Annotated in this window: 18 protein-coding genes and 2 pseudogenes; 12 read left to right on the top strand and 8 right to left on the bottom strand. The window is 60.9% G+C overall.

Going from position 1 to position 21,475, the window contains the following annotated elements; all coding sequences use genetic code 11:
- Positions 1-867: 867 nt before the first annotated feature.
- Positions 868-1,848: pseudogene (locus NKJ40_RS23265) on the bottom strand (IS110 family RNA-guided transposase); the annotation flags it as partial.
- Positions 1,849-2,992: 1,144 nt separating this feature from the next.
- Between NKJ40_RS23265 and NKJ40_RS23260 the strand changes: the two are divergent.
- Together NKJ40_RS23260 and NKJ40_RS23255 are read left to right on the top strand one after the other, a co-directional pair.
- On the top strand, positions 2,993-3,826 hold the full coding sequence (locus NKJ40_RS23260) for a thermonuclease family protein (protein ID WP_352468049.1): 834 nt from the start codon (positions 2,993-2,995) through the stop codon (positions 3,824-3,826).
- 223 nt (positions 3,827-4,049) lie between these two features.
- Positions 4,050-4,538 (top strand): hypothetical protein, encoded by a 489-nt coding sequence (locus tag NKJ40_RS23255; protein WP_156937504.1) that lies wholly within the window; start codon positions 4,050-4,052, stop codon positions 4,536-4,538.
- A gap of 62 nt (positions 4,539-4,600) precedes the next feature.
- Here the strand turns inward: NKJ40_RS23255 and NKJ40_RS23250 are convergent, their stop codons facing one another.
- Positions 4,601-5,995, bottom strand: coding sequence for a Do family serine endopeptidase (locus tag NKJ40_RS23250; protein WP_031195538.1), 1,395 nt, complete (start codon positions 5,993-5,995; stop codon positions 4,601-4,603).
- Positions 5,996-6,241: 246 nt separating this feature from the next.
- Between NKJ40_RS23250 and NKJ40_RS23245 the strand changes: the two are divergent.
- From NKJ40_RS23245 to NKJ40_RS23235, 3 genes and pseudogenes are all read left to right on the top strand, one after another.
- Positions 6,242-6,478, top strand: a pseudogene (locus tag NKJ40_RS23245) (hypothetical protein); the annotation flags it as partial.
- Between the two features lie 89 nt (positions 6,479-6,567).
- Positions 6,568-6,954 carry a hypothetical protein gene (locus tag NKJ40_RS23240; protein ID WP_023680933.1) on the top strand — a complete coding sequence of 129 codons (387 nt, stop codon included), beginning with the start codon at positions 6,568-6,570 and terminating at the stop codon, positions 6,952-6,954.
- Positions 6,951-7,475 (top strand): RES family NAD+ phosphorylase, encoded by a 525-nt coding sequence (locus tag NKJ40_RS23235; RefSeq protein WP_023723120.1) that lies wholly within the window; start codon positions 6,951-6,953, stop codon positions 7,473-7,475. The genes NKJ40_RS23240 and NKJ40_RS23235 overlap by 4 nt, the downstream gene beginning before the upstream one ends.
- A gap of 43 nt (positions 7,476-7,518) precedes the next feature.
- Here the strand turns inward: NKJ40_RS23235 and scpB are convergent, their stop codons facing one another.
- The 4 genes from scpB to NKJ40_RS23215 form a co-directional block, all read right to left on the bottom strand.
- The gene (gene scpB, locus NKJ40_RS23230; RefSeq protein ID WP_352468048.1) at positions 7,519-8,232 is read right to left on the bottom strand and encodes an SMC-Scp complex subunit ScpB; all 714 of its coding nucleotides are present in this window, start codon (positions 8,230-8,232) and stop codon (positions 7,519-7,521) included.
- A gap of 2 nt (positions 8,233-8,234) precedes the next feature.
- A complete protein-coding gene (locus NKJ40_RS23225; protein ID WP_031195481.1) occupies positions 8,235-9,188 on the bottom strand; it encodes a DUF1403 family protein in 954 nt (317 codons plus the stop codon).
- Between the two features lie 242 nt (positions 9,189-9,430).
- Positions 9,431-10,024 (bottom strand): type II toxin-antitoxin system VapC family toxin, encoded by a 594-nt coding sequence (locus NKJ40_RS23220; RefSeq protein WP_023723123.1) that lies wholly within the window; start codon positions 10,022-10,024, stop codon positions 9,431-9,433.
- On the bottom strand, positions 10,014-10,310 hold the full coding sequence (locus tag NKJ40_RS23215) for a hypothetical protein (RefSeq protein WP_352468047.1): 297 nt from the start codon (positions 10,308-10,310) through the stop codon (positions 10,014-10,016). Before NKJ40_RS23215 ends, NKJ40_RS23220 begins: the two co-directional genes overlap by 11 nt.
- Positions 10,311-10,585: 275 nt before the next feature.
- Here NKJ40_RS23215 and NKJ40_RS23210 point away from each other — a divergent pair, with 275 nt between their 5' ends.
- From NKJ40_RS23210 to repC, 4 genes are all read left to right on the top strand, one after another.
- Positions 10,586-11,716: a site-specific integrase gene (locus tag NKJ40_RS23210; protein WP_051409794.1), complete on the top strand. Its 1,131-nt coding sequence runs from the start codon at positions 10,586-10,588 to the stop codon at positions 11,714-11,716.
- Positions 11,717-12,722: 1,006 nt separating this feature from the next.
- Positions 12,723-13,904: a plasmid partitioning protein RepA gene (gene repA, locus NKJ40_RS23205; protein ID WP_023749471.1), complete on the top strand. Its 1,182-nt coding sequence runs from the start codon at positions 12,723-12,725 to the stop codon at positions 13,902-13,904.
- Positions 13,901-14,935 (top strand): plasmid partitioning protein RepB, encoded by a 1,035-nt coding sequence (gene repB / locus NKJ40_RS23200; RefSeq protein WP_031195483.1) that lies wholly within the window; start codon positions 13,901-13,903, stop codon positions 14,933-14,935. The genes repA and repB overlap by 4 nt, the downstream gene beginning before the upstream one ends.
- Positions 14,936-15,090: 155 nt before the next feature.
- Positions 15,091-16,434 (top strand): plasmid replication protein RepC, encoded by a 1,344-nt coding sequence (gene repC, locus NKJ40_RS23195; RefSeq protein WP_023723128.1) that lies wholly within the window; start codon positions 15,091-15,093, stop codon positions 16,432-16,434.
- A 301-nt stretch (positions 16,435-16,735) separates the two neighbouring features.
- Here the strand turns inward: repC and NKJ40_RS23190 are convergent, their stop codons facing one another.
- On the bottom strand, positions 16,736-17,668 hold the full coding sequence (locus NKJ40_RS23190; RefSeq protein WP_031195486.1) for a recombinase family protein: 933 nt from the start codon (positions 17,666-17,668) through the stop codon (positions 16,736-16,738).
- Between the two features lie 606 nt (positions 17,669-18,274).
- On the opposite strand from NKJ40_RS23190, the gene NKJ40_RS23185 reads away from it, so the two are divergent.
- Positions 18,275-18,544, top strand: coding sequence for a hypothetical protein (locus NKJ40_RS23185; RefSeq protein ID WP_023723130.1), 270 nt, complete (start codon positions 18,275-18,277; stop codon positions 18,542-18,544).
- On the top strand, positions 18,544-19,236 hold the full coding sequence (locus NKJ40_RS23180) for a nucleotidyl transferase AbiEii/AbiGii toxin family protein (protein ID WP_023723131.1): 693 nt from the start codon (positions 18,544-18,546) through the stop codon (positions 19,234-19,236). The genes NKJ40_RS23185 and NKJ40_RS23180 overlap by 1 nt, the downstream gene beginning before the upstream one ends.
- Before the next feature lie 38 nt (positions 19,237-19,274).
- Here NKJ40_RS23180 and NKJ40_RS23175 read toward each other — a convergent pair whose 3' ends face one another.
- Positions 19,275-20,390: a tyrosine-type recombinase/integrase gene (locus tag NKJ40_RS23175; RefSeq protein ID WP_023723132.1), complete on the bottom strand. Its 1,116-nt coding sequence runs from the start codon at positions 20,388-20,390 to the stop codon at positions 19,275-19,277.
- Positions 20,391-20,516: 126 nt separating this feature from the next.
- Here NKJ40_RS23175 and NKJ40_RS23170 point away from each other — a divergent pair, with 126 nt between their 5' ends.
- Positions 20,517-21,473, top strand: coding sequence for a DUF1403 family protein (locus tag NKJ40_RS23170; protein WP_352468045.1), 957 nt, complete (start codon positions 20,517-20,519; stop codon positions 21,471-21,473).
- The last annotated feature ends 2 nt before the right edge of the window (positions 21,474-21,475 follow it).

Raw genomic sequence — 21,475 nt, 5'->3', positions numbered from 1 at the left:
GGCAGTTAATCTCCCCGCAAGGGCAAAAAGAGGGGCTATGAAACTGGGAGCAAACGATGACTGTCCAAAAAGAAGACTATCGAACCAACAGAGCCGACTACGCCATAGCTGCGATGCATAGCCGAGCGACCGCTGAGGGCGATCGTGACGATTTGGTGGCGAGGAAAAAGTCCCTGTGGGTAACAGATCGGCGATCTGCAAAATTGGCTGCAAACCCCTCCGAAAGCTCGCCAGAACCCAAGGCAAAACCGCGCGGTAAGTGAATCGGACGCCAGCCACTTTCTTACCGCCGCGTACTTCGTTCGCATGGTTCGATTATATTAGATTTATCTAAAATACTAACCGGCCAGTCGAGCATTCCCGAACGCTCGCTGGTCAGGCCCAGCGGCCCCCCTAACCCAAGCTGCTGGGCCGCCACTCAGAGCAAAGCGCGATGTATGAGCATACCTAGCATAACGGTGATCGTCTCCACCTTGCCGGCCTTGCTTAGCACCACCTGAAAATCAGCTTCGAATCCCCGAATGTGCGGGGTCCCAGTGGCCATCACTAGACATTTCGAGATTTGCGGTTCAAGCCTCCCTTCATCGGCATGAGCGGTGACGGAGTACATCATCTTGCCAAATCAACACAGCCGACATCCTCGTCCCCTCGTTCGGTCGAAAGCCAGGTGGAACAATCAGGGCGCGCAACTTGTCATGACTGATATTGCCGCTTCACCCCAGCTTTGAGCGTGCGCCCTTCCGCCTGTGCGTGGTTCACCGTTTTTTACATTATTAGCGCACGTTTATAAACGGACATGTTGGTGTAGCTTGTACGTGCCCAAAGCCTCGGCGCAACGACCCAGCGCCGAGGCTTTTTTGCGGTATCCTTGCTCAGCATGTGCCAGATGATCATTGCAAGCTTGCGCGCAGTGGCGACGGCCGCGATGTGCTTCCCGCGGCGCGAGGCGATCCGCTTGTGGGAGGCGCGAAGAGGTCCTGGCGATCGCACAGCCGCCCATGCCGCCTCGACCAGCATCCCCCGCGCATGGCCGCGGCCCTGCTTCGTGATGCGCCCGTCATAGGCTGGCCCCTCACCGGACTGCCGCACGCTCGGATTGAGGCCAAGATAGTCAACGAGCTTCTGTGGATCGCTGAAGCGCCGTATGTCGCCGATTGCCGCGGCAACGCTCGCAGCCACGGTGACGTCGAGGCCGGGCAACGTCATCAGGCGGCGGATTGTCGGATCCTGAAGGGCATGTACGGCTATATCCGCCTCGACCACCGTCAACGTCTCGTTGATCTGGTTAATCAAGCCGAGGTGGCGCTCGATGGCGGCGCGCTCATCCGCAGGCAATATTTGCCTCGTCAGCCATTTGCGCCCGCTGATCCCGACGAGGTTCCCATGCGGACACGGCGGGATCAGGTGGGCGTGGAGGATTGACTGGATCAGGTTCTTCAGCCGCGAACGCTGGCGAACCAGCTGTGTCCGCCTGGTGACCTGTCTTCGGAGGGCAAGGGTCCCCGGATCCGGAACCCAGACCTCCGGCAGAAAGCCCGAGGCGTAGAGCTTCGCAAGGACAGTGGCGTCGATCGTGTCAGTCTTCACCTTCGCGTGCGCGATCATGTGCACCTGCTTGGGATTGGCGATCACGATCCGATCGACGTAGGGCGACAGCACTTCAGCGACGGCAGCAGCATTGCCCGTGGCCTCGATCACCACATGATCATCGTGGGTGAGTTCCTTCCTGGCGAACTCCTCGAGCTTGTTGCGCAGCATTTGAACGCGGCCGAGCTTGACGATCTCGCCATCAAGCAACGACACGACCTCGGCGGCTACGCGGTGTATGTCCATGCCGATAATACGCACGGTTCCCTCCATCGTTGGTCACGAACAGGGAGCGAGCGGGCAACACGACAAATACGGATCCGCACTCGCAGCGCATCCGGGCGAGTCGTAGGGGCGGCCAGATAATGTGCTCGAACTCGCAGTTCATCTGCATACGCCGGCCTGCCCGCACTTGCGTGCTCCCGGTGCCCCGTGGCCCGGATGCGCCAAGCTTAACGAACCTGACGTACCGAACAAACGATGGCACCAAGAACATCATGCCGGATACGGCTTCATCGAGAGCTTCAACGGCAAGGAAGGCGCGTCAACACTCTACGCTACGATTGCTGGCCGCCCGTCGTCACGGCGCATATGCGACGTTCCGTTAGCCGCCGATCGCGTTCCTATCCACGACAATCGCGTGGTGGTACATTCGGTTGATTTGGCGAATGTTTTTTGTCGTCAACTCACCGGGAAACCGGGAAGGTGGTCATGAGAATTATTACCGCTCTAGCATGCGTCGCCCTCCTTGCAGGTTGCACAACGGCAGGCCCCCCAGGGCCCCAAGGGCCTGTCGGTCCACAAGGTCTTCCCGGCAAGCAGGGACCTAGAGGTGCAATGGGGGCTGAGGGTCCGGCGGGGAAGGACGGCGTCGGCGGTTGGGAAATCACCCAGTATGCAAGCGCGAGTGATACAAGCCCAGACAAATCCGCACAGGCTTGGTGTCCCAAGCCAAAAGTCGTCATAGGTGGCGGTGCCAGCGCGTCAAATTCAAATGCTCTAATTTCTAGGAGCTTGCCGGTTACTTCCCCAGCTCCAGGGTGGGTAGCACAAGCGCATGTAGCCGCTACGTCCCCAACAGCTTGGACGCTGACAGCATACGCCATTTGCGCGCTTGTCAAATAGTCGGCGCTTGGCCGGGCCGGTGAACTTTGCGTTGTCGCGTCTTGGAGACACAAACGGCGTTCTAGTCTTCATCCCAAAAATCCTGCAGCGAGGCGTGCCGAAGGTCTTCCTCGCCCCGGAGGTGCTTCACGCGGACCTTGATGCCCGCTTGCGAAGGCCATAGTTGAGACGGTTGAAAGGCTGAGCCGGTGCCCCCCGCGTTGACCAGTTGCCGACCGGCTAGTGCAGCTTCTGGACTCTCGCCCGGAATGGCGGCATTCTCTCTTCCGGGAGAGCGGGCGTGGGCAAAGGCCACCGTTATCAAGGCGCCAATCAGGCTGACCGCTGGCGAAGGCGCGCCGGCAGAAGAATGCCGTTACGGCGGCTGCCGCGACCCCTCTTGGGGCTGATCTTCCTCGGCGCCGGCACGCTTGCCGCCGCAGTCACCCAATTCGCGATCCAGAGCACCGCCGGCCAACAGAGCACGATAACAAACTGGACAGAACCATTGCCTGGCCACATGGAAGGCCGCGCCTCGGTGATCGATGGCGACACAGTAGAGATTGCAGGCCAAAGGATTCGTTTCAATGGCATCGACGCGCCCGAGAGCCGTCAGCACTGCGACGACGCCAAGGGCTTTGACTACCCATGCGGGCGCCGCGCTGCCCAAGCCTTGGACAAGTTCCTGGCAGCTTCGCGACCGCTGCATTGCAGTTTTGTCGATCGTGATCGGTACGGGCGTCTTGTCGGGAACTGCGATCGGGCGGGCGGTCGTAGCGTTCAGCGCTGGCTTGTCGAGCAGGGCTTGGCACTGGACTGGCCCCTCTACAGCCACGGCGCCTATGCGGGGCAGCAGGCGAAGGCAGAGGCGGCAAAGCTCGGTCTGTGGGCCGGAACTTTTCAGGCGCCTTGGGTGTGGCGTCTAGCGCATGCCGACAACCGGCCGCTTTCTAACCAGCCGCTTGGCTTAATCAACCGCCATCAGGTCGCACAAAGCGGCTATTCATGCGAGCCGCGGCGCACCTGTTCCCAAATCAGCTCGTGCGATGAAGCAAGTTGGTACCCAGCCAACTGCTCTTGGGGCCGCAAGCTAGACCGCGACAAAGACGGCATCGCCTGCGAAAGCCAGTGTTGAACCTGCAGGTGCTGCCGCTTCACGGTCGCACGCACGTCGGTGTTGGCGCCGCGGCGCGTTGGGGTGGGTTTGGTCATGTGGAGGGGTTCCTAATGAAAGGGCCGCCTCGACGGGTGGCTTTTGAACGGTGACGGACTGCCGTTCCAAGCGGACCAGCTATTGTCGACTAAATGAAAGCGGGAAGATCCAACGATGCCTCCAAAATACGTGCAGCCCTCCGTTCATGAGACAGCTTTCAGCGGCATTCCAAATCGGCAGGGAGTTCGGCAGAGCCGAGGCCGAAGTTATGTTGCCCCGCCCATCGATTATGATCGCCACCCATCGACAACGAGCGATGCAGAACACGGCGAGCCGACCTGACGTTATCATTCGCTGGCATCAAGTCCGGCCTGATTTTCCAGAACTCGTTGCAACTGATGCGGCGAACTTTGACGCTGCCGTCTCAACAATGACCGTGCGAGATGTGGTCATATGGCGTCTTCGGGAAGGGCGCTCGCTGCGCGGTTCCGGCAAGGCCGGTCTTCATCATCGCCAACGCGGCGAAGGTCTTCTATCACGCTATATAGGAACGGAGTGCGTCAAAATTGACACGGGCTCGGCACGAGCTGCTCAAGTGCGGACGATGATGGGAGCCACGGCCGGCTGGCTGCTTTTTGCCGCGCGCGAGATGGGAGGAGGCGGCTGGAGTGATGTTTGGGCTCCGGCGACCTGATTCCGTTCTTTCGGATACGGAACGGAAACTTTGCCACATTTTTGGTTTCGACGCACGCTACGTCAGGAAGCAGCTAGGGCAATGAAGAGCGATTGTCCTTGCCTGTTTATGCGCAACAGAATGGGCTTGTGCTGCTGCCGGGATCTTGCCCACTCCTCCTGGATATCTGACGGCTGTGCCACATCCCGGTTGTTGGCCGAGACAATCACGTCGCCAGGTCGAAGGCCGTTCTCGGCGGCGGGGCTATTCGGCGCCACTTCCTGGATAAACACGCCGGTGGTACCCGGCTGCAGACCGAGTTGCTGGCGCGCTTCGTCCGGAATGGTGCTGAGCGACAGCCCGAGGCGTTGGTCCGCCGCTTCCGGACTCGGAACGGCACCGGTCTGCACCTCCTCGTCCTTGCGTTGGCCGACGGTCAGCTCCACCTCCTGCTGGGAGCCGCCGCGGTTCCTTGTCAGCGTCGCTTTCGACCCTGGCTTTTCGTTCGCTGCCGCCAGTGTCAAGTCATGGACGCCCTGGATGTCCTTGCCGCTGAACCGGGTGATTACATCGCCCGATTGTAGGCCGGCCTTCTCCGCCGGACTGCCGGGCTCGACCGAGGCGACCAGCGCTCCCTTGGTGCTCGATATCCCAAGCGCTTGGGCAAGCGACGGCGTCACCTCCTGGAGACGCACTCCGATGAAGCCGCGGTCAATCCGGCCGGTACGGATCAGCTGATCGGCGACGCTTCGTGCAGTTCGGGACGGCACGGCGAAACCGATGCCGATGCTGCCGCCCGATGGCGAGACGATGGCCGTGTTGACGCCGATCACTTCGCCGCGCGCGTTAAACAGCGGGCCGCCGGAATTGCCTCTGTTGATCGAGGCGTCTGTCTGGAGGAAATCGTCGTAAGGGCCGGCCTGGATGTCGCGCGAGCGGGCGGAAAGAACGCCGACGGTCACGGTTCCCCCGAGCCCGAAGGGACTGCCAATCGCGATCGTCCAGGCACCCGGCTGCATTGCGTCAGAGTCACCCCAGGCGGTGGTCGTCATGTTGGGGCGTGGATCGACCTTCAGCACCGCGATGTCGGTTGCTGGATCGCGGCCCACAAGTCGCGCGCGCGAAGTCTCCTTATCGGAGAATACGACGTGGATTTCGGTGGAGTCGGCCACGACATGATTGTTGGTGACGATGTAGCCCTCCGGACTGACCACGAAGCCGGAGCCGAGAGCTTCTCGCACCTGCGGCTGGGCAGGCCCGCGGCTGTCGAAGGGGTTGAGAAAATCGTCGAGCATCGTTTGGTCCTGGATGATCTGCCTCGTCGTGATCGCGACCACGGCCGGCAGCTTCTGACGCAGGATTGCGCTGAAGTCGTTCGGGATTTCCTGTGCTGAAACCGGAGCAAAGCCGCCAGCCGAGAGCATCAAGATTCCTGCGACGAGGCCCATGCTCAGTCGCTTCCTGGCAATGTAAGACATGATTGATTCTCCTGCCCGACCGCCCTGGCGCTGCCGCGCGACTTTTCCCAGACGCAACAACTGACATTCACGCCGATTGTTTCACCGGTTCGAAAAAATGTTGATCGTGGGCTGAACTGCGAGGATTTGGCCTTGTCGGGCCATTGAAATTTGCTCGAAACTCTCCAAAATTTCGGCTGGTGAAAATCGCGAGAGCCACCAAAGATGACATCAACAAAGGAGACTATTCAAAGCGGAGGACCATCGATGGAAGGAGCCATTTCGACGAGTTTTCCCCCAATCGGGCCCGAGGGTCCTGATGTTTTTCTTGACCGGTTGCTCCATCCAGCACGGCATTTCGAGCGACCTCAGGACGTGCTGACTGACGCGACGCTGGACGTCCAGGAGAAGCGTGCAATCCTTTCGTCCTGGGCATCGGATGCCTGTGCGGTGGAATCGGTGCCGGCGCTACGCATGCCGCCGGGAGCAACCGAACCGGTCAGCTCCATGTTGGGGACAAGACGATGCCTCCGTCCACTTGCTATGCATCGGAATGTGCATATATTGTGCATATGAGAGGTCGGAGATTTGTCATGGCCCACGCACAGCTCGCACATTCCACGGTGATTTCCGGCTTTGTCGATAGCCTGCAGGAGCCGCGCACGCCTTATATCTCGCCGAAGCGCCTGTCGCAGGCGCTGGGCGTGAAGGTGGCCAACTTGGCCCAGCTGACCGGTGTCCACCGCAACACGCTCCGCAATCCCTCATCGGAGCGCCTGCAGGGCCGGATGCGCGAGATGGTGAAAGTGATCTCGGCGGCGACGGAACTCACCGGCGACGTCAACAAGGCGATCTTTTGGTACCGCAATGAACCGATCGCCGACTATGGCCATCGTACCGCAGCCGAGCTCGTCGCGGGCGGCCAGGTCGAGGCGGTTCTGGCCTTTATCCGGGATCTCGAGAATGGTGCGCGCGGGTGAGGATCACCCGCATCGGTCCAGACGAAATCTTCCATCGCTATCTGACTCCCAAATGGGCTTTCCTGCCCACCAGCGGTGCAGGCGCAGCGATGGACGGCGGTCGTTTCAACCGGCCAGGCATCGAAGCACTTTATCTGTCGCGTGCGACCCAGACGGCGCTTGATGAATACAAGCAGGGAGCCAGCATCACCCCGCCCGCCACCCTTGCCGCTTACAAGATCACGCTCGCCGAGGTAGCCGACCTTTCGCAGGGTTTCGACCCGGACATCTGGGACGGCCCGTGGAAGGAGTGGGATTGTGCCTGGCGCCAGGTCGCTCGCATCGACAAGAAGATCCCGCCATCGTGGAAGCTCGCGGATCTGGTCATCACCGCCGGACTTCGCGGCATCCTGTTTCCGTCGCTGCGTCACGCCGGCGGCACCAATCTGGTGATCTTTCCGGCCAATCTTGTCGACAGCGACCATGTCGCGGTTCACGATCCCGATCAACGGTTGCCGCACGACCAGTCGTCCTGGTGCTGAGTTATCGACCGTCTCTGGGATCGCAACGCGACGACGTCCCCCGTCACGGCGCTTGGTCCCCAACGACATCGTCCTCGCCGTCGCCCTCCCCGCTCGCCAGCCCGGCTGGAATATCGCCGGCCAGCAGCTTCTCCTTCGACAGCAGCCCTGCGTCCTCAAGCGCCTCGAAATCCGGTAGCTGGCGCAGCGTGTCGAGCCCGAACTGCGAGAGAAAAGTTTTCGTCGTCACATAAGTATAGGGCGCGCCAGGTTGCGGCGAGCGCGGACCCGAAGCGATAAAATCCTGCGATCGCAGCACGCCGATCAGGTCGCGCGAGATCTCCTTGCCGAAGAAGCTCGACAGCTCGGCCCGGGTGATCGGCTGGAAATACGCAATGCACATCAAGATCAGCGCCTCGGACTGCGACAGGGGTTTTGACCCCGGCCCGCCATCCGTACCCTGCCCCGTGGCAGCTCGAATTGCATCGGAGTAGACCCTCCTGGTCCGGTGCTGCCAACCGCCGGCGACCGACACCAGTTCATAGGGCCGGCCGCGCAATTCTTCGCGAATGTCGTCGATAACCAGGTCGATGTTGCAGCTTCTTCCGACGACCCGCGCCAGCGTCTCGCGCATCACCGGCGTGTTGGCCGCAAAAATCACCGCTTCGACGCGACCCATCCATTCGCGCCAGCGCAACTCCGCCGGCAGGTGTTCCAACTCAGTGTCGAGCAGCGATGGCTGGGCATTTTCTTTTCTCTGGGCCGTTTGGTCGGCCATCGCTAGAGCCCATACAGCCGGAAGGTCGGCCGTCCCGACAATTCACGCACTGCCTCGAATTCTATCAACCGGTCGAACAGCCGCCGTGACCCGAACCGCGACAGGTTTTTGGTCACGAGCGAGCCGGAGACGGCATCATTGTCGAGCAGTTTTGCGATCGCCTCACCTGCGCCTTTGGCGCGGAGCTTAGGCGCCACCGCCATAAGCCGCTCAGCCCGCCGAGAAATTTCGCCGGCGACCCGGCAGGCATCCGCCGCGCCCTGCGCCAGCGCCACGCATACTGCCCGCTCAAACCCTTCCCCTCCAGGCCGGATCCGTTTGCCGCGTCCGCCTTCAGCATGGAAGGCCGGAGCAAACGCCTGCGCCACCAACATTGGCACGGGCCGCGACCAGCGCAGCTTTTGCGCCAAGACCAGATCGGCACACCACCAGGCCAGCGTTTCGGCCTCCGACCGCATTGCGACCACGTAGCCGGCGATTGCCCCGGCAGCGAACGGCGCCGGTCGCCCGGAACGGGCAAGATTGTCGATCACCTCGGGAAGATCGGCAAAGGCATCGTCCCAGCGCAAGCCGAGCAGCGCGACCACTTCGGCCAGTCTCGCGGCATTGACCACCGGCGGCCGCAACGCCAGTTGTCGCCAGGCGCCCAAAACAGCGCCGGCAGGTCCAGGATCGGTGTCGGGGGGACGCATATACCAGGCATCGCGCAGGGCGGCCTCGTCCTCGCTGCGGCCGGCCAGCCGAACGGCGGCGGCGGCGCATTTCAAGGCCCGCCCCTGCCGCCAGGCACCGGCCCAGGGCGGCTCCGAACGCACCAGATTATCGAGCGAAGTCAAGGCTGCCCCAGCCCAAAACGCGGCATCGGCATCGCTCGAAACTGGCCCGTCTGGCAGCGCCCAGCCCGGCACACGCGGCGGCAGAGGAGCGCTAACAGGTGAGGGGTCGGCTCGAATCATGTCTGACATGGTAAACTGGGCGTGCGCTTTACGCCATCATTCGAGGGCTCAAACGCACAGCCTGTCGTTGCACAATGACGAACGATAATGCCTTATCGTTCGTGTCTGTCATTACGTTAGAAATGGCCGCTGTCGCCCGCGGTTCAACGGTCGCAGGAGAGTGTCAGCGACCTTTTTGAAGACTGGTGGTCATTAAAGGAGGTTGGACGATCACGGTGCACGGGCATCTGCCACAGACGCTTTCAACCCTGCGGGCGCAAGTCTGTCACCGGCCGGTAGAAGATCACACGCACCGACGGAACAAGCTGGTTGAGGTAATCGAAATCCCCAACATTGCCGGTCAGGACCGTCGCGCCCAGCAGACCGGCCTGGTGAAAGATCAGCGCATCGTTGAGGAAGCGGCGTTCATGGCCCTCCCCTTTCGGCAGACGGCTCAGCCGGAACAGCAGGCCGGCAAGCATGCCGGCGCGTCCCCAGGCGGTGGCGTCGGGTGCATGCAGCCGGTGCACTGGAATGTCTTCAATCGTGCCTGCAACCACTTTCAGGACCGACTTCGTCGTGGGGTGCGCTGGGTCGAGCCGGCCGAACAGGTGGCTGAGCTCGGCAAGGCAGACGGCCGAGTGCTGACAGAGCCTATAGATCAGAAGGTCATCGACCACTTTGGGCGTGCGCCCCTGAAGGACATCCAGATAGACGCTCGTGTCGAGAAGCAATGCACCGCCGACAGGCGGCTGGTCCCCTGCCCAGGACAGAGCGGAATCCGGCCGCCGTTCCAGCCCGCCGGCACGCCGCTGTGGTTTGAGGGAACGCAGTGCGCTCCCGAGATCAAACGCCAAGATCAATGTCTGCGGAGATGCTGCCCTTGCGGCGGACGAGCTGGGCGCCAAAATCGTCCTCGAGGGCCAGCCGCGACAAGGCGAGCTCCAGCAGTTCAGTGTCGGAGGTCACATGAGCGCGCTTTTTTGCCGCCTCGATCAATTCCGACGGCACCCTCCCGGAAAGGCGTGTGTTCTTGGCCGCGCCGAGAAGGCCGACCGCCCTCGCCTGCTCAAGCACCAGACGGTTCCGGGTGTGGGCGATCCGCTCCTCGCTTTCGGCTGCCGTTGCGCCACGTACGCTCATCCTGGATTCTCCTGTTGAACGAAACATAAGGGATGTTGAACATGAAGGCAAGGATCGGCACTGAGAAAGAGGGCCCTAGGAGGGTCAACACTGGATCGGACATGGTCCGTCGCCCGGTCATGCTAAAGCACGACCCAGCGTGTGGTCGTACGCGACCGGCGCAAATCTCGGGAGCTACTGGTCAAGCACCTCGCGGTGGACAATTGGGCGCTTTGGTCGCACGTTGGGGCTCTCAGAATCGCACCACTGTGACATTCAAATGATCGAGAGTTTCGATGGGCAGTCCCCGTAATTTCATGACGCCCATCGACGCGGTCGACACCAGCGACCTGCCTGACATTGTCGACGTCGTCATGGAAATGGGGCATCCGGATGAGGCTCCCGCTCCTCCCACGCAGGTCCTCGACTCGCGACGAGCATCACTGCCTGCCCATCTCGAAAAGCTGGCCGACCGCGCGCGCGATTACGTCGAGGCGGCGAGTTCGGCAAACACCCGTCGCGCCTATGCCGCCGACTGGAAGCATTTTTGCGCCTGGTGCCGGCGCCAGGCGTTTGATCCGCTGCCGCCAGATCCACAAGTCGTCGGCCTCTACATCACGGCCCAGGCCTCAGGATCGGAACGGGACAAAAAGTCTGTGTCGACCATTGAGCGCCGCCTGTCGTCGCTGACCTGGAACTATACGCAACGCGGTCAACCGCTCGACCGGAAGGACCGGCATATCGCCACCGTGCTCGCCGGCATCCGCAATAAACACGCCTCCCCTCCCCGTCAAAAGGAAGCCATCCTGCGCGACGATCTTGTCGCCATGCTGGAAACGCTCGATCGTGGCACGCTGCGCGGTCTGCGCGGCCGCGCCATGTTGCTTTTGGGCTTCGCCGGCGGCTTGCGCCGCTCCGAAATCGTGGGCCTCGATGTTGCGCGCGATCAAACCGAGGACGGCTGCGGCTGGATTGAATTTTTCCCGGACAAGGGCGTGCTGGTTACGCTGCGAGGCAAGACCGGCTGGCGCGAGGTCGAGATTGGCCGCGGCTCGTCCGATGCCACCTGCCCGGTCGTCGCCCTGCAGACCTGGCTGAAGCTGGCCCGCATCGCGCATGGCCCCCTCTTCCGCCGCGTCACGGGGCAGGGCAAAGCTGTGGGCGCCGAGCGGCTCAACGATCAGGAGGTGGCGCGGCTGGTCAAACGCGCGGCCTTGGCCGCCGGCGTGCGCGGTGATCTTTCCGAGGGCGAGCGCGGCCAAAAGTTTTCCGGCCATTCGCTGCGCGCTGGCCTCGCCTCCTCTGCCGAGGTTGACGAGCGCTACGTGCAGAAGCAGCTTGGTCACGCCTCGGCAGAGATGACACGCAAATACCAGCGCCGGCGCGATCGCTTCCGCGTCAATCTAACTAAGGCGTCAGGATTGTAGAGTGCGGTACGCCCCCCAGCCGCAGGTGCCTCTGGATGCGCCAATCCACCCCGGCGCCACAGATCCAACCATCAAGTTGATGGGTTTCTAAGGTTTATTGGTGCGGGCGCAAGCCTCCAACTTGAAGAGCTGTTCCCAGCTGGGAACTCAAAATACGGGTTGTGCGAGAAGTTGCTTCTCGATGAGTTCTCCAGGATCCTTCGCCGACACTTGGACTAGCCCCCGAGGGAAGTTGCCTGGCGACTGCAGGAGCCTCTTGCTCGACGCTGGAGGAAAGTGCGCGTGGACAGGACGCCCACGTGCCAAACGGTGCTGATTGCTGTCAAATCGCGTGGGACGCCTGGCGATAGATCCTAGCCGCTGAGTTGCCATTCGCGAGAGTCGCTCGGCCCGGAAGGAATGCCTCGTTGCAGGGTAGGGGCCGTGGGGCGTCTAACTTGTCTGCCTGGGGGCGTTCACCGAAGTGACATCGGAAGCGGCGCGGCATGGCTGCATTACAAACACAACCCATCGTCCCCGACGCAAAGGATGGTGACTTCCCTAGGACTGCGCGAGCTCAGTGCCTCCGTCACAACGGGAATTTCGCCGCCGCGCCAAAGTGGGGGGAGGGGGTATCTCTCCATGCGCCGAAACCTACCTGCGCTTTTGTAGGTCGCTCGCGGCCGTACGCGGAAGCCAGAGGCCAACCGGTACACCAACGTCGACTATCTACGAGAACAAAACGGGCAACGGGGCCCGCCCGTGCCCCCATGCTGCGTAACCAACTTCATAGCTGTCTTTTTCAATGCCTGATGCGCAACTTTGACGGCACAGGGAAGCCAGCGATAGCGAAAAGTTCCCAGCTGGGAACTGCCCTGTGTCCATTTGCTCGAATTCTCCGAATCGGGCATACCTCCAGTAACGGAAAAACCGCGTAATTCGAAAAGTTGGCGTAGTTGGCGTGGCGTTAACAGCTTGTTAACCACAGTCGCTATCAATAGGCGCTGGGTGCAAGAGGAGAATCTGGGTGACGCGGCATCTAAGTAGCCTTCAGTTCATGAATACCTTTTCGACGAAACTCGAGAAGGCACTCAACAATCTTTCGCTGGCTCAGTATCCTCCAGATGCGATTCGTACGATGCGCAAATTCACTTCGACGGAAGTGGCAGCATTGCTAGGAGTGACTGAAGCTTACATACGGCAGGTCTCCTTAAAAGGGCAGGGGCCTGAGCCAGAGACAACGACCACCGGAAAGCGCTTATATTCTGTGGAGCAGGTGCTGGACCTTCGGATGCACCTGGCGGAAAAGGCACGGAAGAAATGGATCAATCCTCGTCGTGTTAAAGGCGAGGATTGCCAGATCATCGCGATCACGAACTTCAAAGGTGGATCGTCCAAGACAGCGACCACTATTCACTTGGGTCATTGGTTGGCACTACGTGGATATCGCGTTCTCGCAGTCGACATGGATCCCCAGGCGTCGTTGACAAGTCTGCAAGGAGCGTTACCCGGATTTGACTACCGAGAAGGTGACACCCTTTACTCAGCGATTCGGTTTGATGATCCGGTGCCAACGGAAAAGATTATTCATCAGACGCATATCATCGGATTCGACGTCATCTGCGCCGGTCTTGAGCTGACAGAATTCGAGACGGCCGTCACCCTTGAGATGCGCAAGAGCGGTGGAACCAGTTTTCTGCTTCGAGTGTCACAGGCGCTCGAACAGATCGTCGATAACTACGACATCGTCCTTCTCGACTGTGCGCCGTCACTCAATTTCCTGACACTTTCGTCGCTCACTGCCGCTACCGGAGTCCTAATCCCAGTTCCAGCGCACATGCTCGATGTCGACTCCACAGGGAAGTTTTTGGAGCTGGCCGCATCTTATATGCAAATCCTGGATGAGGCTGGTGCAGGCGCACGTTGGGATTTCGCCAAATTCCTCATCACAAAGTTTGAGGCCAACGACCACCCGCAAGCCAACATGCAGGCCCTAATGCGCCAAGTGTTTGGCGAGGATTTACTTCTGAATTCAGTCTCCAAATCCACTGCGGTTGCGGACGCTCTCACTTGGAAGCAGAGCCTCTATGAAGTGCAACGATCGAGGTTTTCGGCACCTAAAACTTATGATCGTGCAATCGAATCGATCAATGCCGCGAACGCGGAAATAGAAAGCCTCATCACAATGGCATGGAGGCGTGAACAGTGAGCCGTAAAGATTCTAAGGGCATGTTTGCTGCTGTTTTGGGGCAACTCGGGGAGGACAATTCGGAGGAGGGCGTCAGCCGCCGCACGTCATCGCCGCACCTGATGAAGGTGGCGGCTGGTGTTCGCCAAATGCAAGAGCGTAGCGATATCGCCGACAAGTTACTGAAGTCAGGCGAACAGATCATTGAACTCGATCCCGACAAAATACGGCCGTCGTCTATTACCGATCGATATGATGACGCCTACGAGATTTCCGCCATTGCTGAGATCACTGAATCCATGCGGGAGCGCGGTCAGATTGTGCCTGGACTGGTTCGGCCAGTACAAGGCAAGGATGGCGAGTTTCAAATCGTCTATGGTCGCAGAAGATTAGCGGCAGCTAAGCAGCTTGGGATCGGATTCAAAGCGGCCGTCCGCGAGTTAACTGATGAACAAGCAGTCATTTTCCAAGGCGAAGAAAACACCGCTCGAGAGGATCTTTCATACATTGAGAAGTGCGCTTTTGCGCTTGCGCAGCAGGAAGCGGGATACAAACGGGACACCATCTGCGCTTCGCTGTCGACAGGAAAATCGCATGTCTCCGAGATGATCAAAATCGCCTCATCGGTCGACAAGGAGATACTGCAATCGATTGGTAAAGCTCCCGGGATTGGTCGAGGACGATGGCAGGAATTCTCGAACCGCTATTCCATAGACGGCTCACCCGCAAAAGCTTTCGATCTTATTCGCAAAAACAAATTCCGCGAGGCAACGTCCGACGACAGATTCATTATTCTGCTTGAGACGCTTCCATCGGATCATAATGCGATCAAAGAACCTGCGGGTCCGGCCAAGCCATCAAAGCCCAAGATTGCTATGAAATCCTGGGCTGCTCCAGACAAAACAGTCAGCGTCAGCCTCAAAGACAACGGAAAAACTACCATGATTGCGGTGGGAGAGGCTGAAGGATCGCGTTTCGCAGCGTTTATCGCCGGACAACTGGACGACCTGTTTGAGGCCTTTCGGAAGTCCATCACGAAACAAGGAGTCTGAAAACCGCAAAAGAAAAAGGCCCCCGAACGGCAAGCCGTGGAAGCCTCTCTCTGAACTAAGCACTCTGAGAATCGCATCTCCACGAATCACTGTCAAGAGTCATTGGCGTCGTTTTGGCGAGCAGGTTTCTTTTGCCTAATCGAGGGTGAAAGAAAATGGAGACGAATATTGCGACGACGCCCTTTGGGCGGCGGCCGATGACGCTTGGCATGATTTCAAGCCAAGTCACCGCAAGGGCCGTGCCGAAGGACGCGATCGTCCACAAATGGCATGTCTTCCAAGATATCAAGGATGCCAGGATCGCTCTGGGCGCCACTGATCGCGCTTTGGCTATTCTCGACGCGCTGTTGTCGTTCCATCCGGACACGGCACTTTATGGCGACAGTGAACTGGTTGTATGGCCATCCAACGAGCAGCTGATCCGCCGCGCCAATGGCATGCCCCCAACGACCTTACGGCGACACCTGGCCGTTCTGGTCGAGTGTGGATTGATCATCCGTCGGGACAGCCCAAACGGCAAGCGCTTCGCCCGGAAAGGGCAGGCGGGCGAGATCGAGCAAGCCTATGGCTTTGACATCTCGCCGATCGTGGCGCGCGCTGAGGAGTTCAAGGATCTTGCGGAAGCGGTCAGATCTGAGAAGAAGGCCTTTCGTCTCGTTAAGGAGCGGCTAACCATATGCCGCCGTGACATCGTCAAGATGATCGACGCGGGGATTGAGGAAGGCGTTCCGGCGAACTGGGGCAGGGTCCAGCAGGCCTACCAGGCGATTGTTGGTCAGATACCACGCACTGCACCTAGGCAGACTCTCGAGGTGATTGCCGAAGAACTTGAAGGCCTTTGGGCTGAAGTGCGTGAAGCATTGGAATCATTTGTAAAAACACAGAAAGTGGACGCCAATGAGTCCCAAAATGGGCGCCACATACAGAATTCAAAACCAGACTCTAAATTTGAATCTGAAAGCGGCTCAGGAAATAAAGATGAAGCGGGCGGAAACGTTGCGGACACCGACAACGTACGGAGCCTACCGAAACGCGAACTGCCGCTAGGGATCGTGCTGGATGCCTGCCCGAACATGCTTTGGCTGGTGAAGGGCGGCGGCGGAATCCGCAACTGGCGTGAATTTCTGGCCGCGGCCGAGGTTGCCCGACCGTCCATGGGCGTCAGCCCGAGCGCCTGGGAGGAAGCGCGAACGGCAATGGGTGAGCAGCAGGCGGCAATTTCCATTGCCGCGATCTACCAGCGGCAGGACCAGATCAACAGCGCCGGCGGCTATTTGCGCAGCCTGACAGATCGAGCAAAGGTCGGAAAGTTCTCGGTCTGGCCGATGGTGATGGCCTTGTTGCGGGCCAAGCTTGACGCGTCGAAAATGACCGGAACCGGAGCTGAAGCCGCTGCCGTCGATTTGGAGATGGCGGGCAAGGTCGTGCGCACCGAATCCCGGCTGGAAATCAGCAATGCGTTGCGCCGCAGCCTCGACAAGCCGGGGCGCGGATCATGATGAGGTGGGCGGGTTTCGATCCGCTTTATGAGCTTGGGCGGGTCGCTGCGGCGCTTGTCGGGACGAGCGTCTTATGCGAGCATCGAAGGTATGAGAAAAGAACATGACCCGCAACCGACGCCCGATGAAACCGCCGGGATGGTGTGGTGGAATTCGCTTACCGAATCCGATCGTGCGGCTTGGCTGGCGCGGGCCGGCAGCGCCGTTCCAGCTGATGCCTGGGCCGCGTACAAGCGGCTCGGGAACGTTGAGCGTCAGCCACAGACCGTAAACTGAGGACTGTTCTGCAGCGGGATGGCGGTCAGTTCGCAGGTAGTTCGGCGACGAGTCCAAGCCGTCGGGCTCGATCGAGCAGGTTCTTGACTGAGGAGGCAGACCATTTTGCGCTTCCTCGTGGGGTTCGCTCATGCAGACGCTCGAGCTGGCCAGCGATGTCGCGGAGCGACAGGTTTGGGTTAGACTGCGAAATCCCTGCCACGAGAGTCATCAGGCGATCTTCGGGAGACAGAGGAGACGCCCGCTTTAGCAGTGTGGAGTCGGCCAGGTGCTCTGTGACGAGCCACCTCACTGCCCGCCGCAGTCGTTCAGGCGTCCAGTCGAGGCCGCGCTGCTTCAAGACCCGAACGATGTCGTCCCAGTTGTGGTCGGGTCGCATCCGGCGGACCGTCGGAAGCCACTGGTTCATCGTTGATTGTAGCCGTCGGCCATAGGCTGCCTTTTGTACCGCTGTCATCTTCGCCAGGGCTTCGGGCCTGCGCTCCCGGATACCAGGATTGCCTGGCAGCCGCCCCTTCGATCGTGCAGCGATAATGCCGGCCTTGGTCCGCTCTGAAATCAGCGCACGCTCGAGTTGGGCAACGGCGCCGAGTACCTGTAGCGAAAACATGCCCTGTGGCGTCGACGTGTCGATCGGATCTCGGAGAGATCGGAAATGCGCGCCCTTCTCAGTCAGATCCTCGATCACCTGAAGAAGATGGCTTACCGAGCGCGCGAGGCGATCGAGGCGCACCACGACCAGGACATCGCCGGCGCCGATATCGCTCATCAACCGCAGTAGGGCAGGGCGAGCTCTTGACGCCCCGGATCCATGTTCCTGAACGACCACGTCGCAGCCAGCCGACCGCAGCTCAATTTCCTGCGCTTCCGTCGCTTGTTCGTCCGTCGACACGCGCGCGTACCCGATTTGTCGGCCCTGTGGTCGTCCGGAGCGTCGATCTTGCGCTTCACGGGCCATTTGCGGCGTCTCTCAGCTTAGGAAAGGGCGTTTGTACAAACACCGAAGATATCAACAAACGATCGTTTGTAAACGTCTCTAGTGGCCCTTTGGGTAGCTCCTACGGCTTCGATGAGGCTGAAAATCAACCATTTCTAGCCTCCTGACCGCCCCAGGGCGTGGTGCTGTACAGTCCCGATATGAGGTCATTATCGATAGTGAGCTTTCTTGCCGAAGATATCGCCTGTGACTGTCGCTTTTATTTCCCGATTTCAATTGAAGTCGTAAGCTGAAGTTCAGTACCGCCGTTTACACCTTACGGCTTCAAGCGCGGGGAGGGGACCTTCAGAGCCTTTGGTGAGGTCGACGCGGAACCGATCGCGCCACCGCCGATCTCGCCCTGCGGCTTCGTAAGGGCGAGACGTGCCGGAGTCGTGCTTCCGAAGATCAGTTCGCAGCTGGCCGAATGCCGCTCGATCCCGCGCGCGTCTGTAGCTCGTCCGTTTACGCGCGCATGGCCGCTCAGGCGTCACTGTGGTCGACGGAAGGACGATTGTGAGTCTCGCGAGCCATTTGCAGTGCCCGAGTCTCGCAGCTTGTGCCCCATCCACGAATTGACTATTTTGCATGACTATGAGTGAGCATCTGGCCTTGGTTCTGACGACAGTGAACGCGCCCTACAGCGAACAGCTCGACGGGGTGGCGCTGGCTCATTGTCTTTCGGATCTAGATCTGGCGAAGCAGTATCCTGGGCAGGTCAGTGCCTTCCTTGGAGAAGTACCGGTCGAGCAGCAGATGGAGTTCGCCGCCGCGCACCAGATAGCGGTTGATGATCTGAAGGCTTTCGCGGCCCATTTCTCTGCCTGGTCCGGCGAGAGCTATCAACTCGCTGCCTGATGATCGAGGTCCATAGCCGTCGTCCGTCCGAATGGCGGCGGCTTTTCGCCATTGCTGCCGATCTGATCGACCAGCTCCGGGAGAAGGCCGGAGGTTTTGAATTCGAATGGTCGTTTGGCGGCGGCACGGCGATGATGATCCACATCAACCATCGCGAAAGCCACGACGTCGATATCTTCCTCGACGACCCTCAGCTACTCGGCTTCATTGACCCATCCAAGAGCCAACTGAGCTTCAGCACGGGTCCTGCCGCATATGACGGCGACGGGACGAGGTTTCAGAAATTCGCGTTCGAGGGCTTGGGCGAGATTGACTTCATCGTGGCCGGGGCCTTGACCGGGACACCTTTCGAAAAGCGAGAGGTAGAAGGTCGTTCGGTATGGCTTGAGACCATTCCCGAGATCATTGCCAAGAAGGTTTATTACCGAGGCGCGGAGCCCAGACCGCGGGACATCTTCGATATCGCAGCCGCCGCGCGATCGCATCGAGCCGGCGTTGTCGGAGCCCTCCGGGCATTTCCGGATCGTGTCGCTCGAACAAGGGAGCGGCTTGCAGAGCTGAATCCGGAGTTCGTCAGACGGACGATTGCACAGCTCATGATCATGCCAGACTACGAGGAGATGGCTGCTGATAGCCTTGCCACTGCAACAGCCCTGCTCGAAGAGGTGCTGTCGCCAGCGACATCATCCTGACCAACGCCGGCAGCCGGCTTCAAGCGGGGGAGGGGCTTTCAGAGCCCAGACGCCTTGGTGAGATTGACGCGGAACCGATCCCGCCGCCGCTGATATTTGCGCGTCATCTCGGCCGAGGCGTGGCCAAGCTGCTTCTGGACGTAACGCTCCTCGATGTCGGCCGAGGAGGCAAGGCCGGCGCGCAGCGAATGTCCTGAGAACAGCAGTTTCCGTTCCCCTTCCGGAAGATCCGAGCGGACGCCGGCGGCGAGTGCGGTCTGCTTGACCAGGCGCGCGACATGCTTGTCGGAGAGCCGCTCGACGTCGACGGTCTTGTTGTCCTTGAAGATGCGCCGGAAGAGCGGGCCTCTCGCGATGCGGCCGAAGCGGATCCAGCTCTCGAGGGCAGCGACGGGGCAGGTCTGGTCGGAGGCGCCGCGGCCGACCTCGACCTCGCGCCAGCCGGTCTTGCCGCGCAGCGTCACCAGGACGCCCTGGTCAGGAAAAATCTCGATCCAGCCGGCGCCGTCGCTGTGGTTGCCATCGAGATGGTCGTCGCGCGCGACGTCGAGGCCGACGATTTCCGAGCGCCGCAGCCCGCCGGCGAAGCCAAGCAGCAAAATAGCGCGGTCGCGCAGGCCGCGCAGATCATGGCCGAGCGTCGCGATCATGGCGATGAGATCGTCGCCGAGCACGGCCTCTTTTTGCCGCGGTGGCTTTGCGTGCTTGCGGCGAATGCCGGCGAGCACGGTGGCAATATGCCGATCGGCGCGATCCATTGGCACGCCGCGCTGGGTAAAGTTCCAGGCAAGACCGGAGAGGCGCCGCTCGATCGTCGCGACAGAAAGTGGGGGGAGGCCGCGTCTCGGATCCCCGGCGGCGCAGGCGCCAATATAGAGGCCGATGACCTGGCTCGACGGCGGCATCGGATCGAATCCCTCCCGGCGGCACCAGCTGGTGAAATGCCGCCAATCCTTGGCGTAAGCGTCTCTCGTGTTGTCGGAGCTGGCCGCCTTGGCGTAGGCCGTCGCGGTCTCGACGAGGGCTTCCAGACGCGCCGGCGCCCGCGAGGCGGGGGGTGAGGAGCCCATTTCCAGCACAAGGTCGACGATGTCGGGCAAATCGTCGTGGGTCGGTTCGTCGGTTATGGCCCTGTTTTCCGGGGGATTTTGCATGATTTGGGAGGCTATCAGAATACGTCCGATAAGGCAAGCTTATCGGACATAAAAGCGTTGCGACAGGCTGTGCGCTTTGCACCGGATCGCTAGCGAAAAGCGCACGATGGCGTTATCGTCCACGCCATGATTCGTCCCGCCATGTCGCCGATTGCATCGACCTGCGAGCCGCCCACCGTGCCCGGCTGGGCGACCCAGCGCGGGTCGGTGACAAGCGATGCGGAGGCGGCGTTCATGGCCGGCGCGGCGTTGCATGCGCTCGACACTCTGGTGCGCGCGGCACCGCCCTGGGCCGGCGCCTGGCGCCAGCGCCAGGCGTTGAAATGCGCCGCGGCCGCCGTGCGCCTCGCCGGCCGCGCCGAGGACGAGGCGGCGCTGCGCGACGCCTGGCATCTGCGCAGCCCAGGCGACGATCCCGGCCCCTCCGGCGCCATTTTTGTGGCATGGAAACGACTGGCCTCACGCTCGCCGGCGGTCGACGCCGACGGCCTGCGCGGAATCTGCGACTTGCTCGGGGTCCGCTGGGATGGCGCGCTGGCGACCATCCCCGAACGCATGGACGATCTGCTGCGGTCCGCGCCGCCGGCGCCGTTCATGGCCGCCGCCATCGCCGGGCACGTCCACGCCGCGCGGCCGGAGGCGGCGTTTTTGGGCTGGTGGCTCGCCGACCTGTCGCTGGCGCAAAGATTGCGCTGGCCGCGGCCGGTGCCGCTCCTGATGGCGCAGGTGCATTCGTCAGCCTTTCGCACCGAGGGCGCACGAGGCGCAAAAATACGGCCGGGGGAGCAAAAGTTCGAGCGGGCGGTCTGCCTCGCGGTCGCGCAAGCCTCGGTGGAGGCCTGCCGGCTGGCCGCCGACATCGCCCGGAACGCCGCCCGGCTTGCCGCGGCGGCGCCCAAGCTCAGGGCGAAAGGGGCGGGGGAGGCGATCAGGTTGCTTCTCGACGAGGACGCCGTGCCCGGCTCGCTGCAGACGCCCCATCTGTCGCGATGGGGCGCGCGGCGCCTGTTCGAGCGGCTGACCGGTCTCGGCGCGGTGCGCGAACTGTCCGGCCGCGCCACCTTTCGCATCTACGGGCTGTGATG

Source organism: Mesorhizobium sp. M0119 (assembly GCF_040322615.1).
Classification (GTDB): domain Bacteria; phylum Pseudomonadota; class Alphaproteobacteria; order Rhizobiales; family Rhizobiaceae; genus Mesorhizobium.
Note: the sequence above shows the minus strand (reverse complement) of the source record. Positions and strands in the feature narration are given on the sequence as shown.

Excerpts from the sequence above, each read along its gene's own strand:
- NKJ40_RS23255 (WP_156937504.1), top strand. The coding sequence starts at position 4,050 with ATGAGACAGCTTTCAGCGGCATTCCAAATCGGCAGGGAGTTCGGCAGA.
- NKJ40_RS23250 (WP_031195538.1), bottom strand. The coding sequence starts at position 5,995 with ATGTCTTACATTGCCAGGAAGCGACTGAGCATGGGCCTCGTCGCAGGA.
- NKJ40_RS23240 (WP_023680933.1), top strand. The coding sequence starts at position 6,568 with ATGGCCCACGCACAGCTCGCACATTCCACGGTGATTTCCGGCTTTGTC.
- scpB (WP_352468048.1), bottom strand. The coding sequence starts at position 8,232 with ATGGCCGACCAAACGGCCCAGAGAAAAGAAAATGCCCAGCCATCGCTG.
- NKJ40_RS23225 (WP_031195481.1), bottom strand. The coding sequence starts at position 9,188 with ATGATTCGAGCCGACCCCTCACCTGTTAGCGCTCCTCTGCCGCCGCGT.
- NKJ40_RS23215 (WP_352468047.1), bottom strand. The coding sequence starts at position 10,310 with ATGAGCGTACGTGGCGCAACGGCAGCCGAAAGCGAGGAGCGGATCGCC.
- NKJ40_RS23210 (WP_051409794.1), top strand. The coding sequence starts at position 10,586 with ATGGGCAGTCCCCGTAATTTCATGACGCCCATCGACGCGGTCGACACC.
- repC (WP_023723128.1), top strand. The coding sequence starts at position 15,091 with ATGGAGACGAATATTGCGACGACGCCCTTTGGGCGGCGGCCGATGACG.
- NKJ40_RS23190 (WP_031195486.1), bottom strand. The coding sequence starts at position 17,668 with ATGGCCCGTGAAGCGCAAGATCGACGCTCCGGACGACCACAGGGCCGA.
- NKJ40_RS23185 (WP_023723130.1), top strand. The coding sequence starts at position 18,275 with ATGACTATGAGTGAGCATCTGGCCTTGGTTCTGACGACAGTGAACGCG.
- NKJ40_RS23180 (WP_023723131.1), top strand. The coding sequence starts at position 18,544 with ATGATCGAGGTCCATAGCCGTCGTCCGTCCGAATGGCGGCGGCTTTTC.
- NKJ40_RS23175 (WP_023723132.1), bottom strand. The coding sequence starts at position 20,390 with ATGCAAAATCCCCCGGAAAACAGGGCCATAACCGACGAACCGACCCAC.
- NKJ40_RS23170 (WP_352468045.1), top strand. The coding sequence starts at position 20,517 with ATGATTCGTCCCGCCATGTCGCCGATTGCATCGACCTGCGAGCCGCCC.